This window comes from Psychromonas ingrahamii 37 (assembly GCF_000015285.1).
GTDB lineage: Bacteria > Pseudomonadota > Gammaproteobacteria > Enterobacterales > Psychromonadaceae > Psychromonas > Psychromonas ingrahamii.
The window spans coordinates 1,000,052-1,015,091 of sequence record NC_008709.1 but is presented as its reverse complement, the minus strand read 5'-3'; the positions used below and the strand labels follow the sequence as shown (position 1 = coordinate 1,015,091).

Genomic DNA, 15,040 nt, shown 5'->3' with positions numbered 1-15,040 from the left:
ATCAGCTTTGATTATTATTTATCTTTATCTTTTTCGTCCTCTGACCTTTTATCAACTGCTTCAGCGGTTGTATCGTCTTTGCTGAGGTCGACTTCAGAGGATTTATCTTCTTTACTGAGATCGATATCAGACGGTTTATCTTTTTTACTCAAATCAATATCAGACGGTTTATCGCTAGCCTCTGCTTTAACAGAATCTTCCTCAGTCCAATCCGACGGTGGACGAACCACAACCCGTGCCATCAAATCATCAACCTGAGTGGTATCAATCGTTTCATATTTCATTAATGCATCTTTCATTGCATGTAATATGTCGATATTGTCGGTTAAGATTTTTTCAGCCCGCTGGTAATTTTTATCAATAAAGAATTTCACTTCGTCATCGATAATTCTTCCGGTTTCAGGAGAAAGAAGATTAGATCGTAACGTATTGGAATCCACCGTTAATAAAATAGGCCCCAATTTTTCTGAGAAACCCCATTCTGTCACCATCGCACGGGCAATAGCAGAAGCTTGTTTTATATCCTGTGATGCACCGGTTGAGACTTTATCAAGACCATAAATAAGCTCTTCAGCGATACGGCCACCGTAAGCCACTGAAATACTGCTTTCAAGCTCAGTACGATTTTGACTGATCTGATCACCCTCGGGTAAAAACTGAGTAACACCTAATGATCGCCCACGGGGGATAATAGTCACTTTATGAATAGGATGATGCTGTGGCACTAATTTAGCGACAATCGCATGACCCGCTTCATGATAAGCGGTTGATTCTTTATCTTTTTCCGTCATCACTAAACTGCGACGTTCAGCACCCATTAAGATCTTATCGCGGGCCTGTTCGAAATCTTCTGCATTAACGGTGCGCTTATTACTGCGTGCCGCAAACAATGCTGCTTCATTCACTAAGTTGGCCAGATCCGCACCAGAAAACCCCGGTGTACCGCGCGCTAAAACATTGGCTTTAACATCATCAGACAGAGGAATTTTCCGCATATGAACATTTAAAATCTGTTCTCTGCCGCGCACATCCGGTAAAGATACAACAACTTGACGATCGAAACGGCCGGGTCTTAATAACGCGGGATCAAGTACATCGGGTCTGTTAGTTGCAGCAACCACAATAATACCTTCATTACCTTCAAAACCATCCAGCTCAACTAACATTTGGTTTAAGGTCTGCTCACGCTCATCATTACCGCCGCCTGTACCTGCGCCACGTTGGCGACCTACGGCATCAATTTCATCAATAAAGATGATACAAGGCGCTGATTTTTTAGCTTGCTCAAACATATCACGTACACGGGATGCACCAACACCGACAAACATTTCCACAAAATCGGAACCAGAAATAGAGAAGAAAGGTACTTTAGCTTCACCAGCAATGGCTTTTGCAAGCAGTGTTTTACCTGTGCCGGGAGGTCCGACAAGTAATACACCCGTTGGAATACGGCCACCTAACTTTTGAAACTTGGTTGAATCTTTTAAGTAATCCACCAATTCTTTAACATCTTCTTTGGCTTCATCACAACCAGCCACATCGGCAAAGGTTGTTTTGATTTGGTCTTCGCCCATCAACTTGGCTTTACTTTTACCAAATGACATTGCGCCGCCTTTACCGCCGCCCTGCATATTACGCATGAAGAAAACCCAGACGCCGATTAATAACAACATCGGGAACCAGGAAACAAAAATAGACGTTAAAAAGCTTGTTTCCTCCGGAGGTGTACCTTCAACCTTTACATTGTTTTTAATTAAATCGTTCAATAAATCAAGATCGGGTGATGGAATATAAGTAACAAAAGGAGTTTGATTATTTCTAATCCCTTTGACCACTTCGCCATCAATTTGAACTTGCTGAACTTGTCCTCCGCTAATTTCTTTTACGAATGTGGTGTAGTCTATTTTCGACCGTTTTGCATCGTCTTTTCCAAAGCCTTGGAATAAAGACATCAATACTACTGCGATGACTAACCACAATATCAGGTTTTTTGCCATATCATTCAAGATGTAAACCTCTTGTTAAGAAATATAAATATTATAATAGATTACTACAGTTTAAAAAGTGTCGCTAGTAATATACTTAGCGCATTCTGTTACTGAGTCTAACCACACAAAATTATTGTTAATAAATACTGAAAATAGCCCTACAAACCAAGCCGTCATCATTATTACTAAATACTGACAGTGACCCTAGAAACCAAGCCGTCATCATTGTTACTAAATACTGACAGTGACTCTAGAAACCAAGCCGCAATCATTGTTAATAAAGAATAACAGTGGCCCTATAATTCAAGCCTTAATAATTGTTGCTAAATACTGATCCAAGCCGTCATCATTGTTACCCCTTATAACCCGTTGCAACAACATACACTTCTCGTGATCTTGAACGAGATGAGTCAGGTTTGCGGGTTTTTACCGATTTAAAGCATTTACGCGCTTCACTCATAAATAGATCAAATTCACTCCCCATAAACACTTTAACAACAAAACTGCCCTCTTTAACTAATACTTCCTTGCACATTTCTAAGGCAAGCTCAACAAGGTACATTGATTTAGGCTGGTCAATACCCACAGTGCCGGTCATATTAGGCGACATATCAGAGAGAACCACATCAACTTTATGACCTGCAATGCGGGCCAGCAAAGCATTTACAACAGCATCTTCTCGAAAATCCCCCTGCAAAAAATCAACGCCTGCAATCGAATCCATGGGCAATATATCACAGGCAATCACTTTTCCCTTTAAGCCAACGGTATCGACAGCCCACTGTGACCAGCTTCCTGGTGCAGCCCCTAAATCAACCACTGTCATGCCGGAACGAATTAATTTGTCTTTTTTATTGATTTCTTCCAGTTTGAAGACAGCACGGGAACGTAATCCCTTTTTAGTGGCCTCTTTAACATAAAAATCATTTACATGCTCATACATCCAACGCTTGGAGCTCGCCGACGCACTTTTTTTAGGTCCGTTCGGATGGTCTTTTTGTGCCATCAATTTATTCCTTAACGTTAGTTATCTCCTGTGCTTAAAACAATAAACAGGTATAAGTAACAATCAAAATAGTAAAGGTTAATATTTAAGGGTAGAATGCTTTGTTTTCAACCCTTAATCAAAGAAATAAGCATGAAATTATCAAATAAACAAAAGCAATACTTAAAAGGCCTTGCCCATAGCTTAAAACCAGTTGTTCTATTAGGGCAAAATGGCTTAACGGAAGGCGTATTAGCTGAAATAGAAAATGCACTTAGCCACCACGAACTCATCAAAATTAAAGTTTCAAGCGATGATCGCGAAACGAAACAGCTTATTATTGATGCGATTGTGCGTGAAACTGAAGCACTTAACATCACTAAAATCGGCCATATTGTGGTTTTATTCCGACCAAGTGAAGATAAAAAAATAGAGCTTCCGCGTAAATAATGATCAAAAGCATTATTAAAAAGCCCATTTTTAATGGGCTTTTTTGTGCTTTTTTATAAAATCAGGCAATATATTGAACGCTGATAATTTCATAATCAATAGTACCACCCGGTGTGACGATGGAGATTTCATCATCTAGCGTTTTGCCAATCAAACCACGAGCAAGCGGAGAACTAACAGAAATCAAATTTATTTTTATATTAGCTTCGTCATCACCAACAATTTTATAAGTCACTTCTGCATCGGTCTCGACATTCACAATAGTGACCGTAGCGCCAAAAATAACCTTGCCATTATTGGTTATATTAGTGATATCAATAATGCGTGCATTGGATAATTTAGCTTCAATATCCTGAATACGTCCTTCACAAAAACCTTGTTGTTCGCGCGCCGCGTGATATTCCGCATTTTCTTTTAAATCGCCGTGCTCACGAGCCTCCGCAATTGCCTTAACAATACGAGGACGAGTGACTGTTTTTAACTGCTTTAATTCACTGCGTAATTTAGCAGCACCATTAGCTGTCATTGGATATTGAACCATTAAAAATTACCTTTTTTGACACAATGTTTGTGTTTGTACTCTCGGGATTAGCGCCCATTTTACGATAATTTTCAGCTTTAGTCATTGTCTAACGAAAATAATGAACGAGTATTGTTATAAAGTTGCGAGGCTAAACATTTTTTTGATTCACCCCGCAAGAGCGCCAGAGATTCAAATATATGCAACAAATTAAGCGGTGTATTGTCAGGCTGATATTGTTGGTAGATAGGCATACCGGGCGCATCGGTTTCTAAGACTAATGACTCAAGCGGTAATCGTGAAATTGTTTCTCTTGTGGTAACCGAATTTGGATAGGTTATCACGCCGCCAACCCCGATTTTAAAGCCTAATTTAATAAACTCTAAAGCCAGCTCGTAACTGCCTGAAAAAGCATGGTAAACCCCGCCCTGGGTAAAGTTTAATTGCCGTAATATTTCCAGCACCCGGCCCTGTTTTTTTACAACGTGTAAAATAACCGGTAATTCAAGTTGTTGTGCTATTTTCAACTGCTCAGTAAAAATAGACTCTTGAACCTCAATCGGGGTTTTAATAAATTTATCTAAACCAATTTCCCCCAGTGCAACACACTGTCTATTTTTATCTTCAAGCAGTGTTTGTAAATACTGCAAATCACCCAGCTTAAAATAATCAAGAAAATGCGGATGGTACCCTAATGCATAATACAAATTAGGATGGTTTTCACATAACCTGCTTATCTCGCCCCAATTCGCCCTATGGGTCGCCGGAATAATAAGTTTAGTAATATTATTTTGTTGTAATTGTTGCAGCAACATTTCGCGTTGACTATCAAAACACGCAAAGTTCAGATGGCAGTGACTATCAATAAACATAAGACCTCGAAGCTTAGCCAAAAGGTTCATTATAAGCTGTAAATAACATTAAAAAAAGGCGAAGAGCGCACCCTGCGAGCTGCGAGCTGCGAGCTTTCGAGTGTCGAGCTTCGAGCTTCGAGTGTCGAGATTTCAGGCTTAGAGCTTCGGGCTGAATAGCTATCGGTAGGGTGCATTTTATGCACCGCAAGCAGGAAATCGGTGCGCACAGCACACCCTACGAACTGCGTGCCCTTTCCAGTGCCATAGCCACCAGCAAAAAGTAAAGGTCTGCAGTACTCTAACTCGCCGAGTAAAGCCGCGCAGAGCTTAGCCTGTTCATGGGACTGAACTGTCGTAAATGACTTCGGGCGTCCTACCCTACGCCTTTCAGGTCGTTGTCATAAATTCCAACGTTCAAATTTGTTCCTGACAAATTTGTCACTCCTCAACAAAACACTTTGAGGATGACGGAATGGAATACTTTGAGGATGACAAAGTGGAAACCACCCGTCGTTCCCGAGTTGTTCTGTCGGGAATCCCGGATCTAGCAGAGCCATAACTCATTGGTTAAGGGCACACAGAGTCACCAGTACACAATAAGAGCATGCAGAGCCATAGCTCATCGAGTAAGGACACGCAGAGCTTAAGACTGAACTGTCGTAAATGACTTCAGCATCCTGCCCTACGCCTTTCAGGTCGTTGTCATAAATTCCAACGTTCAAATTTGTTCCTTACAAATTTGTCACTCCTCAACAAAACACTTTGAGGATGACGGAATAGAATACTTTGAAAATAACGGAGTGGAACACTTTGAAGATGACGGAGTAGAATACTTTGAAAATGACGGAGTGGAATACTTTAAGAATGACGAAGTCGAAACCGCCCCTGTCATTCCCGAGTTGTTCTGTCAGGAAGTGACAAACCACCAACAATTAAAGTTAATCCAAGCCTTTTTATAAATAAGCCAAACTAATGTGGCTACGAAGATTCCCGTACGTTTTTCTTGTGGTGAACGCCTGTTTTAGCAAGGGGGAACATGGAGGTTTCCCCTAAGTTCGGCTCTGCACAGGGATGTGCTGTCCGGACTGGTGCGTTAAAAACGGGTGGGCAGCGCAAGATAAAAAACGGCTAGGCGAATTAAACGACAGTTTAGGTTCATGAGCAGGACAGGCTCTGCCGTCTCTGTATCGGCTTTTCTCTTACTTACTTCTCTTTGACCGTTCAAAGAGAAGTAAAGTCGCCGTCAAAGGCGAAAGACCAACTAGAGAAGTTAAACCAAGCGCTCACAAGCGAAAGCCTACAAAGAAACAATGCAGCATCAGCAAGCGCCGAGCCTAAAGGCTCAGCTCCAAAAACACAGAAAATGATTGGATTGGCAGGTAATCGGTGCTGAAGCGCACCCTACAAGCTTGATTCTGCTTTCTGAGGCAAAGGCTACTTGACAACGCGCTAAGCCCCAAAAATAAACACAAGTAAATTAATGCTCGCGGGTTTTTCTAAAGCGAATATCCGGATAGCGCTCCATAGCAAGATTTAGATTGACCATAGTCGGTGCAATGTAGGCCAGGTTATTACTGCCGTCTAAGGCTAAATTATCGTAAGCTTTTTTCTCAAATTCGGCCATTTTTAACGGGTTATCACTTTCAACCCAGAGAGCCGTTGCAACACTGATCGCCTCATAAATAGCATCCACTTTGTATTCCGATTTTAAACGCTGTACAACCACTTCAAATTGAAGCACACCGACCGCACCAACGATTAAATCATTACTGCGCAGCGGTCTGAAAACTTGTACTGCCCCCTCTTCAGAGAGTTGCATTAAACCTTTCAACAGCTGTTTTTGTTTAAGCGGATCAAGCAAACGAATACGGCGGAACATTTCCGGTGCGAAATTAGGAATACCGGCGAATTTAAGCGTTTCGCCACTAGTAAATGTATCACCAATTTGAATAGTACCGTGGTTGTGTAACCCGATAATATCACCGGGATACGCCTCTTCGGTGGCGGTTCTGTCACCCGCCATAAAGGTAACCGCATCGGAAATACTGACCATTTTACCCGTACGGACATGATGCATTTTCATGCCTTTTTCATATTTCCCTGCACAAACACGCATAAAGGCAATCCTATCACGATGTCTAGGATCCATATTTGCTTGGATTTTAAAAATAAATCCGGAAAAAACATCTTCAAGGGGCTCAACAACACGTTGTTTTGCGGCGCGGGATAAGGGTTTTGGTGCCCACTCAACCAGGCCATCCAGAACATGATCAACACCAAAGTTGCCCAGTGCAGTACCAAAATAAACCGGTGTTAATTGACCTTTTAAAAACAGCTCATGATCAAATTGATGCGAGGCACCAACAACCAATTCTAACTCTTCACGCAGATCATGAATATGGTTAGGCAGCACACTTTCAAGCTCTGGATTATCCAGCCCTTTAATAATACGCACCTCTTGAATGGTATGCCCCTGACCCGATGAATAAAGTATCACTTCATCACGTAACAGATCATAAATCCCTTTAAATTCTTTGCCCATTCCAATAGGCCAAGTAATAGGTGCACAGGCAATATTTAAGATAGCTTCAACTTCATCCATTAAATCAACCGGATCCCGTGTTTCACGATCGCACTTATTCATAAAGGTGATAATCGGCGTATCACGTAAACGGGTTACTTCCATTAATTTAATAGTACGTTGCTCAACACCTTTTGCAGCGTCAATCACCATTAAACAGGAATCAACGGCCGTTAAAGTACGGTAAGTATCTTCCGAGAAATCTTCATGTCCGGGAGTATCTAATAAATTAACTAATCTGTCTTTATAGGGAAACTGCATTACCGAGGTAGTGATAGAGATACCACGATCTTTCTCCATCTCCATCCAATCAGATTTTGCATGCTGACCCGATTTTTTACCCTTAACGGTCCCTGCTTTTTGTAATGCGTTGCCAAATAATAACACTTTTTCAGTGATCGTTGTTTTACCTGCATCGGGGTGAGAGATGATCGCAAATGTTCTTCTCTTCTCTACATTCTCTATAATGTCTTTACTTGTCATTCTTTATTATCTCTAATTTTGTGCACAAGTTGGTACACAATAATTTTTAAAAGGATTCATGAATATATTTTTGCGATTATAGCAAATTCAGCAAAGCAATTCATTGAATATCAGTAATAGCAATTCCACTAATGAGGTAATCTATTTAGACACCGGAAAAGCGCATGAAAGCACGGCATTGATTGCAGTAATCAGGGCAAGATTACGAATACAGACTTTTATTTTGATTATTAATTGCTCTTTATTTTTACCTTTTATTTTTTAATGTTAGCTGTATCTATATATCTGAATTTACAAAAGGATCACGTTGTAGATCAGTTTTGGTTGTGATCATAACCTTCTTTTTATCTTAAATAGAAACTAGATATGTCCCAAATAACCTTGATAAAGCAGCTCTCAATCATCCGTGATACCCGACAACCGAGGAAAGTGCATCACAATTTAGTTGATGTTTTATTTTTGGCAATTACAGCCGTCATATCAGGCTGTGAGGGTTGGGAAGAAATACAAGATTTCGGCAACGATAAGTTAGATTGGCTGAGAAAGTATTTACCCTTTTCAGGCGGAATACCTACGGACGACACAATTTCTCGTGTTTTTCAGTTGATTGACCCAAAAGAATTTCAAAAGTGCTTTGCTACTTGGATGAAAAGTTGCTGTGAAATGAGTCATGGAGATGTCATTGCCATTGATGGAAAAACATTAAGAGGTTCATTTAATAAGAAAGATAAATCAGATACTATTCATATGGTTAGCGCTTTTGCAGCCGCTAATTCGGTTGTGTTAGGGCAAGTTAAGACAAATGCTAAGTCTAATGAAATTACAGCGATTCCTAAGTTATTAGATTTATTGGATGTACGTGGATGCCTCGTAACTATTGATGCAATGGGATGCCAAACTAAAATAGCTAAAAAAATCGTAGATAAAGGTGGTGATTATCTTTTGCCTGTTAAAGATAACCAAGAACGATTACAAACAGCATTAGACGGTATATTTTCAATTCGCCGATTAGAGTTACCAGAAACAGAAGCCTATACGACTAAAGAAAAAGGTCATGGTCGAGAAGATAGCAGGATGTGTATGGTTGCAGATGCTAACGAAATTGGTGACTTAGTTTTTGAATGGCCAGGCTTAAAAACGCTTGGGTATGTTGTCTCGTTTAGAACTGAGAAAGATATGCAAACAACTATAGCAGTTAAGTTTTATATCAGTTCAGCAAAACTAGATGCTAAGTCTCTATTAGAGGCATCAAGAGCGCATTGGACTGTGGAAAATAACTTGCATTGGCAACTTGATATTTCTATGAATGAAGACTCATGTCGTATTCGCCAGCAGAATTCAACAGAAAATATAGCAACTGTGCGACATACAAGCTTGAACTTGTTAAAGAATGAAAAGTCTTTCGATGGTGGTATCAAGAGAAAGCATAAACAAGCAAATCGCAGTGATAGTTACCGAGAACTAGTTGTTTCAGGACTTTCGTTGTTATAAATGAAGGGTAATTTCAATCTATTTAGATTGATTATGTGAACTAAGTCGTTCGTAATTTCCCCCTGTTGCAGTAATAGCAAAATATCTTAAATTGAGATCTTAATTAAGAGGTAGGAATATCAATTTGGATTAAAAGCTTAAGAATTTATTTTTTGGTATTAATGAATATAGCCGAGCGTGACATATTTTTATCAGTGATCTAGAGAGTGCAAACACTCTGATCAAAAGATTGAATCAACGTCGGAAGTTAATTAATGGAATGGGTATTATCTTATTCGTAGGGTGATTTCTAGCTTCGAGCGTCGGGCTTCGAGCTTTCTAGCGTCCAGCTTTCCAGCTTTCCAGCTTCGCGCACCCTACTAGCTACATCCAATTAAAAAGGCTTTGGCATGGTTAAAAGACAATAATTTGGCCAATTTTGTATTAAGATTATTGAGCAGCTTAGCTGAGGATGGGATAACGTTAAGCATCAGCTAGAACAGGTAAAAACACTCTGCAAAAGTAAATGGGAAAATCTGATCACTTAATTATTTTTCGAGATAAAAGCGTTTTAATCACGACATGTGTGACGCTTAGCCATTCTAATCAAATACTCCGCAACAAAGCCTAACAGGTTGTACTAAAATAATAATATGCAATTTTTAATCATGTAATCAGTAATCACCTTAAAGCACACTTACCCGAATGGAGGCACTATGAACAAAGTCATTGCATTTTTTTTTCTACTGATATCTCTAAATACTCAGGCACAGGGAAATTCCGGTTTTAACAGTGAAATAAGCCATTTTGCAGGCGGAGCTGTTTCAACTGCTGCTGCCGTCGTGATAATAGATAAATATTTTCCTGAACAAAACAGCGCCTGGGTGGGATTTGCACTGAGCAGCACAGTAGATGCATTACTTGAATATCGTCAATATCAGTTAGGTGATAACTCCGCAAGTGCAGCCCTGCTCGATGCCTCATCACATGCATTAGGCGCTGCCGTAGGTGCCTATCTTACGGGTAAATACATTATCACCCCCACCGTCGCATTAGATGCGAATAACAATTTTTATACCGGCATTAATATTGCCTTCGATTTTTAAATCAAACCTTAAGTAATAGTCGATCTCATCCCCCGAAAAAATATAAAAGCGAGAGATCTCGTTTTTATGTCCCTTTCATCATCATCCATCGCTTGGCTGTAAAATCTATTTTTATTCACCCCGGTTAATAACAGGCAGAAATAAAGGCAAATACCTGTTAAAATAATTCACTTAAAATTATTTAATGCAAAAATGGTGAACCATGAAAATATTAGTACGTAACCTTGCTGCGGCAACCACTGAAGAAAAATTAAACAGCTTATTTATAGAATATGGCACCGTGCAGTCTTGCAGCTTAGTACTTGATAAAGTAACAGGAAAATCCAAGGGTTTTGGTTTTGTAGAAATGCCAAAAGTTGGCGAAGCAAAAGCGGCGATGAAAACATTAAACGGTTATAAATTAGCCGGTAATTTTATTCGAGTAAAAAAAGCAGAATCTAAAGTCGAAGCGACCGAAGAGATTAAAGAATAAAAATTAAAAGGCGGAAAGGCCAGAGTGCTTTAAGGCGAGAAGGCTAAAAATTTAAAGCTCTAAGGCGTGAAGGCTAGAAGGCGCGAAAGTGCGAAGGCGGAAAGGCCAGAGGGCTTTAAGGCTTTAAGGCGTTCCAGCCTTCAACTCCCAGCCTTCCAGCTTTGTTCTCAGCTTTCCAGCCTGTTTTATCCTTCCAGCCCTCAAGCCTTGTTATCAGCTTTCCAGCCTGTTTTATCCTTCCAGCCTTCAAGCCTTGTTTTCGCTTTCCAGCTTGTCTTATCCTTCCAGCTTTGTTTTTCACCCTCCAGCCTTATAGCCTTGTTTCCTTAAGCTTTATAAAAACCTTCAACTGCATCAATAAACGAACTTAACTTATCCTTAGGCAGTTTATTAATCCCGGCGGCGGCTGCACGTCCGCCTCCCGTGATAAATTGACTGCAGATATCACCCGCTCCCTGCTTATTGCTAAGCGGTGCGCGTAGTGAAACCAAATAACTGCCATCGGCATTTTCAGTTAAGACAGCATGGGCAGAATCCGGCCCTTGGTTTGCGAGTAAATTGCCATATACCCCGCCGATACGCCGCGCCCAGGCGGCATCAGGTAGAAGATAGACCGAAAGCAGTTCACTGCGATAATTCGCCGGAACTGCTAATGCCTCTTCCATATCCGATTGATAGGCCTGCTGCAATTGCCCGAAGGGAGAAGCCTTATCGGCAATAACGTCCAATGGAGACAGGTACTTCAGCAGCGACCCGTACAAATTGGCCGGATGAAAATGAAGATCATCAATCTTCGCACCATAACCATTATAATTAATAAGCGTGCCAAGCTCTTTGAGCTGCTCAGCTTCGGCTTTAGTCAGCCCCGCATCCGCCGCTAATTGATCGGCTTTAGTTATTAAGTTATCCCCGTAAGCGGCGGTAATAGCCCATTCATGAAACTGCCCTTCCAGTAATTGATCAATAATTAATGCGGTACAAGTATTAGCATCTAAATCAATCATTGCCTGCAGGTTTTCATGCACAGGTATTTCGCCCGAGCGGTGATGATCGGCATAAAAAACCTCAGCGCCGTTAGACAAAGCACGCTTTACCCCGTCGATATTTTTTTCCATCGAAATATCAAGCACAGTTAATTTTTCACCAGCAGCCGCATCAACTTGGCCTACCAGGTTGATATCACGCTTAACCCCCGTTATTAATTTATTTTGCTGCGGGGACGCCAGACGCAATTGCAGCAAAGCAATAATGCCATCAGCATCACCATTGAAAATATCGTAATTCATAAATAATCCTTTTTCGAGACAAGCTGACGGATATCAGCTGTCAGATATCAGCTGTCAGATATCAGCTGTCAGATATCAGCTGTCAGATATCAGCTGTCAGATATCAGCTGTCAGATATCAGCTGTCAGATATCAGCTGACGGATATCAGCTGACGGCCGACAGCTGAAAGCAGAAAGCAGCTTTAAATATATTCCTGCTGTTTTAGATACTGTACAACTTGCTGCGCACATTCTTCTACAGATTTATCTGCAGTTTCTACATGAACTTCAGGATTAACCGGTGCTTCATAAGCTGAGTCTATTCCGGTGAAATTTTTAATCTCACCGGCACGCGCTTTTTGATACAGCCCTTTAGGGTCGCGCTGTTCACAAACGGCTAACGGAGTATCGATAAACACTTCAATAAATTCCCCCTCGGCAAGCAAATCACGCACCATTTGGCGATCGGCATTAAAAGGCGAAATAAAGGCACTCGATACCAGCAAACCCGCATCAACAAATAATTTCGACACTTCGCCAATACGGCGAATATTCTCGATACGCCCTGCATCAGAAAAGCCCAAATCACCGTTTAGACCATGACGGACATTATCACCATCTAACACATAGGTTTTCGCGCCCAATTGATGGAGCATATAATCCACCGCATTCGCAACAGTCGATTTACCCGACCCACTTAACCCGGTAAACCATAATACCGCTGGCTTATGACCATTTAATTTAACACGCGCCTCATGGGAAACCGCAGCCTCGTGCCAAACAACATCTGATGACTTATCGCCATTTACTTCTTTATTACTATAGGGGGTAGACATAAAATTCTCTTTCTAGTTATCAGCTATCAGCGGTCGGCTATCAGCTAATGACGGCGATCGGCTAATGACGGCTAGCGGCTGACAGCTGTCGGTTAAAATTCCTAATTCCCACTAAAACACAGCAGGAGCAATACTTACAGCGATCGGCTGACGGTTATCAGCTAACAGCTGAAAGCAAACCGCTGACGGCTATCAGCTGACAGCAGAAAACTGAAAGCTGACGGCAATCGGCTGATCGCCGATTCATAATCCAAAAACCAGCGTAATCGCAGTGACGGCAACAACACCATAAATAATACTGACGGGTAAGCCGATTTTTACAAAATCAATTAACTTGTATTGCCCGGCGTTAAAGACCATCAGGTTAGTTTGATAACCGTAGGGGCTGACAAAACTACCACTGGCACCAAAGGCGACGGCCATAATAAAGGCCATTGGGTTAGCATCCAGGGTGACCGCCAAACCATAGGCGATAGGAAAAATCAGTGCAGCTGCAGCGTTATTGGTTACCAGCTCAGTTAACAACCAGGTCAAAATATAGATAATAACCAGCGCAAATAACGGTGAGATGCCAAGCGCATAATTGTCCATAAAAACCGAGAAGACATCCAGTAATCCACTATTTTTTAATGAATAAGAAAGCGCCAAGGCAGAGGAGATAATTAACCATAGCTCGGCGGGCAACCTGCGTAATAACTCACCCGATGAGACACTGCCGGTCAAAATCAGTAATCCGAGTAAAATAATCAGACCTTTAAACAGAGTAAAAAGACCCAATGCCGAGCCGAGAATAGCCGCAAAAAAACCTAATATAGCGAGTAACGCCTTGCCACCACTAAGCATTGAATCAAGTTCAACACCGCTGACCAAAATGAAGTTTTTACTGATATTACGCCGTGATTTAAAATCGTCACCAACCGCTAAGACCAGATAATCACCCGCGTTTAAAGTCACTTCACCCAGCTTGCCGGATAAATTTTCCCCATCACGCTTAATGGCAACCACGGCCGCATCAAATAAAGCACGAAACCCGGCTTTTTTTAACGTTCTACCCAGTAAGACACTTTCAGGACGAATAACCACTTCAGTTAGATTATCAAGCCGCAAGCCCTGATGATGAGCAAAAATAGACAAACCATCAAATTGATTTAATTGCTGAACTTTGGCCACATCACCACTAAAAATTAAGCGGTCATTTATCTGCAATACCTCGGTAGGCGGCACCGGGCTAAGCAAATGCTCGGCGCGCACAATCTCAACAAGAAATAATGATTCTAACTGGCGAAAACCATTCTCCTCAATGGTTTTACCCACTAAGGTCGATTTTTCGCCCACTTTCGCATCTATAAAGTAAGTTTTCAGCACTTCAGAATTAACATGATGTTCTGGTAAAAAGCGTGATAAAAACCATAACGCGATGCCACAAGTAATAACCAGACAGATGCCAACCAGGGTGAAATCAAAAAAAGAAAGGGGAGGTAATCCTGCGCCTATCACCAAACTGTTCACAATTAAGTTAGTAGAGGTACCAACAAGGGTCAGCGTACCACCGAGAATAGCGGCATAGGACAGCGGCAACAATAATTTACTGCCAGCATGGTGAGGGTTATTGCGGATCGGTGCCAACATAGTGGATACTACGGCGGTATTATTTAATAAGGCGGAAGATAAAACCGTAAAACTGAACAAATGAAAAAAGGTTTTTCCATAGCTTTTATGAATAACCTTAGTTGCAATCATCCGTAAAAATCGGGTTTTTTCAAGGGCAAGTGAACAAACCAGTAACAGTATTAAGGTCAGCAATCCCTGATTAGCAAAACTTGACACAACCTGTTCAGTACTCACCATATTAGAGACAAACAAAATCAGCAGCGTAATACCAAAAACAAAAGCAGGACGCTGTTGAAACTTAATTAAGCCAATAATCGTCCCGACAAAAACAGATAAAACAAAATAGGAGTCAATATTCATAGAAGTCAGCCATCAGTTATCAGTCATCAGCTATCAGTCATCAGCTATCGACTGAAAAC

General features: G+C 41.1%; 14 protein-coding genes. 4 read left to right on the top strand and 10 right to left on the bottom strand.

The features are described from left to right. Window positions 1-14: 14 nt before the first annotated feature. Both ftsH and rlmE read right to left on the bottom strand, forming a co-directional pair. Window positions 15-1,997, bottom strand: a complete 1,983-nt coding sequence (ftsH, locus tag PING_RS04260; protein WP_083761783.1) for an ATP-dependent zinc metalloprotease FtsH — start codon at window positions 1,995-1,997, stop codon at window positions 15-17. Window positions 1,998-2,340: 343 nt separating this feature from the next. Beyond that, window positions 2,341-2,994, bottom strand: coding sequence for a 23S rRNA (uridine(2552)-2'-O)-methyltransferase RlmE (gene rlmE, locus PING_RS04255; RefSeq protein ID WP_011769216.1), 654 nt, complete (start codon window positions 2,992-2,994; stop codon window positions 2,341-2,343). A gap of 132 nt (window positions 2,995-3,126) precedes the next feature. On the opposite strand from rlmE, the gene yhbY reads away from it, so the two are divergent. Next, window positions 3,127-3,423 carry a ribosome assembly RNA-binding protein YhbY gene (yhbY, locus tag PING_RS04250; RefSeq protein WP_041765957.1) on the top strand — a complete coding sequence of 99 codons (297 nt, stop codon included), beginning with the start codon at window positions 3,127-3,129 and terminating at the stop codon, window positions 3,421-3,423. 61 nt (window positions 3,424-3,484) lie between these two features. Here yhbY and greA read toward each other — a convergent pair whose 3' ends face one another. From greA to prfC, 4 genes are all read right to left on the bottom strand, one after another. Next, window positions 3,485-3,964 (bottom strand): transcription elongation factor GreA, encoded by a 480-nt coding sequence (gene greA / locus PING_RS04245; protein WP_011769214.1) that lies wholly within the window; start codon window positions 3,962-3,964, stop codon window positions 3,485-3,487. A 77-nt stretch (window positions 3,965-4,041) separates the two neighbouring features. Beyond that, window positions 4,042-4,815: a TatD family hydrolase gene (locus PING_RS04240; RefSeq protein ID WP_041765954.1), complete on the bottom strand. Its 774-nt coding sequence runs from the start codon at window positions 4,813-4,815 to the stop codon at window positions 4,042-4,044. 542 nt (window positions 4,816-5,357) lie between these two features. Next, entirely contained in the window at window positions 5,358-5,519 is a 162-nt protein-coding gene (locus PING_RS20425; protein WP_157035303.1) for a hypothetical protein, read from the bottom strand. A gap of 755 nt (window positions 5,520-6,274) precedes the next feature. Beyond that, on the bottom strand, window positions 6,275-7,861 hold the full coding sequence (gene prfC, locus PING_RS04235; RefSeq protein WP_011769212.1) for a peptide chain release factor 3: 1,587 nt from the start codon (window positions 7,859-7,861) through the stop codon (window positions 6,275-6,277). 366 nt (window positions 7,862-8,227) lie between these two features. Between prfC and PING_RS04230 the strand changes: the two genes are divergently transcribed. The 3 genes from PING_RS04230 to PING_RS04220 all read left to right on the top strand — a co-directional run bounded on the left by PING_RS04230 (window position 8,228) and on the right by PING_RS04220 (window position 10,909). After that, window positions 8,228-9,352, top strand: coding sequence for an ISAs1-like element ISPin4 family transposase (locus PING_RS04230; RefSeq protein WP_011769211.1), 1,125 nt, complete (start codon window positions 8,228-8,230; stop codon window positions 9,350-9,352). 695 nt (window positions 9,353-10,047) lie between these two features. Further along, window positions 10,048-10,437, top strand: a complete 390-nt coding sequence (locus PING_RS04225; protein WP_011769210.1) for a hypothetical protein — start codon at window positions 10,048-10,050, stop codon at window positions 10,435-10,437. 202 nt (window positions 10,438-10,639) lie between these two features. After that, on the top strand, window positions 10,640-10,909 hold the full coding sequence (locus PING_RS04220; protein WP_011769209.1) for an RNA recognition motif domain-containing protein: 270 nt from the start codon (window positions 10,640-10,642) through the stop codon (window positions 10,907-10,909). Window positions 10,910-11,024: 115 nt separating this feature from the next. On the opposite strand, the gene PING_RS04215 is transcribed toward PING_RS04220, so the two are convergent. From PING_RS04215 to PING_RS04200, 4 genes are all read right to left on the bottom strand, one after another. Continuing rightward, entirely contained in the window at window positions 11,025-11,210 is a 186-nt protein-coding gene (locus tag PING_RS04215; protein WP_041765950.1) for a hypothetical protein, read from the bottom strand. Window positions 11,211-11,235: 25 nt separating this feature from the next. Next, window positions 11,236-12,195: a hypothetical protein gene (locus PING_RS04210; protein ID WP_011769208.1), complete on the bottom strand. Its 960-nt coding sequence runs from the start codon at window positions 12,193-12,195 to the stop codon at window positions 11,236-11,238. Between the two features lie 182 nt (window positions 12,196-12,377). Then, on the bottom strand, window positions 12,378-13,010 hold the full coding sequence (gene cysC / locus PING_RS04205; protein WP_011769207.1) for an adenylyl-sulfate kinase: 633 nt from the start codon (window positions 13,008-13,010) through the stop codon (window positions 12,378-12,380). Window positions 13,011-13,253: 243 nt separating this feature from the next. Continuing rightward, window positions 13,254-14,981 (bottom strand): SLC13 family permease, encoded by a 1,728-nt coding sequence (locus PING_RS04200; RefSeq protein WP_011769206.1) that lies wholly within the window; start codon window positions 14,979-14,981, stop codon window positions 13,254-13,256. Window positions 14,982-15,040: the final 59 nt, after the last annotated feature.

What these genes read in the sequence shown, in the direction of transcription:
- ftsH (WP_083761783.1), bottom strand. Translation starts at nt 1,997, where the DNA reads ATGGCAAAAAACCTGATATTGTGGTTAGTCATCGCAGTAGTATTGATG.
- rlmE (WP_011769216.1), bottom strand. Translation starts at nt 2,994, where the DNA reads ATGGCACAAAAAGACCATCCGAACGGACCTAAAAAAAGTGCGTCGGCG.
- yhbY (WP_041765957.1), top strand. Translation starts at nt 3,127, where the DNA reads ATGAAATTATCAAATAAACAAAAGCAATACTTAAAAGGCCTTGCCCAT.
- greA (WP_011769214.1), bottom strand. Translation starts at nt 3,964, where the DNA reads ATGGTTCAATATCCAATGACAGCTAATGGTGCTGCTAAATTACGCAGT.
- PING_RS04240 (WP_041765954.1), bottom strand. Translation starts at nt 4,815, where the DNA reads ATGTTTATTGATAGTCACTGCCATCTGAACTTTGCGTGTTTTGATAGT.
- prfC (WP_011769212.1), bottom strand. Translation starts at nt 7,861, where the DNA reads ATGACAAGTAAAGACATTATAGAGAATGTAGAGAAGAGAAGAACATTT.
- PING_RS04230 (WP_011769211.1), top strand. Translation starts at nt 8,228, where the DNA reads ATGTCCCAAATAACCTTGATAAAGCAGCTCTCAATCATCCGTGATACC.
- PING_RS04225 (WP_011769210.1), top strand. Translation starts at nt 10,048, where the DNA reads ATGAACAAAGTCATTGCATTTTTTTTTCTACTGATATCTCTAAATACT.
- PING_RS04220 (WP_011769209.1), top strand. Translation starts at nt 10,640, where the DNA reads ATGAAAATATTAGTACGTAACCTTGCTGCGGCAACCACTGAAGAAAAA.
- PING_RS04210 (WP_011769208.1), bottom strand. Translation starts at nt 12,195, where the DNA reads ATGAATTACGATATTTTCAATGGTGATGCTGATGGCATTATTGCTTTG.
- cysC (WP_011769207.1), bottom strand. Translation starts at nt 13,010, where the DNA reads ATGTCTACCCCCTATAGTAATAAAGAAGTAAATGGCGATAAGTCATCA.
- PING_RS04200 (WP_011769206.1), bottom strand. Translation starts at nt 14,981, where the DNA reads ATGAATATTGACTCCTATTTTGTTTTATCTGTTTTTGTCGGGACGATT.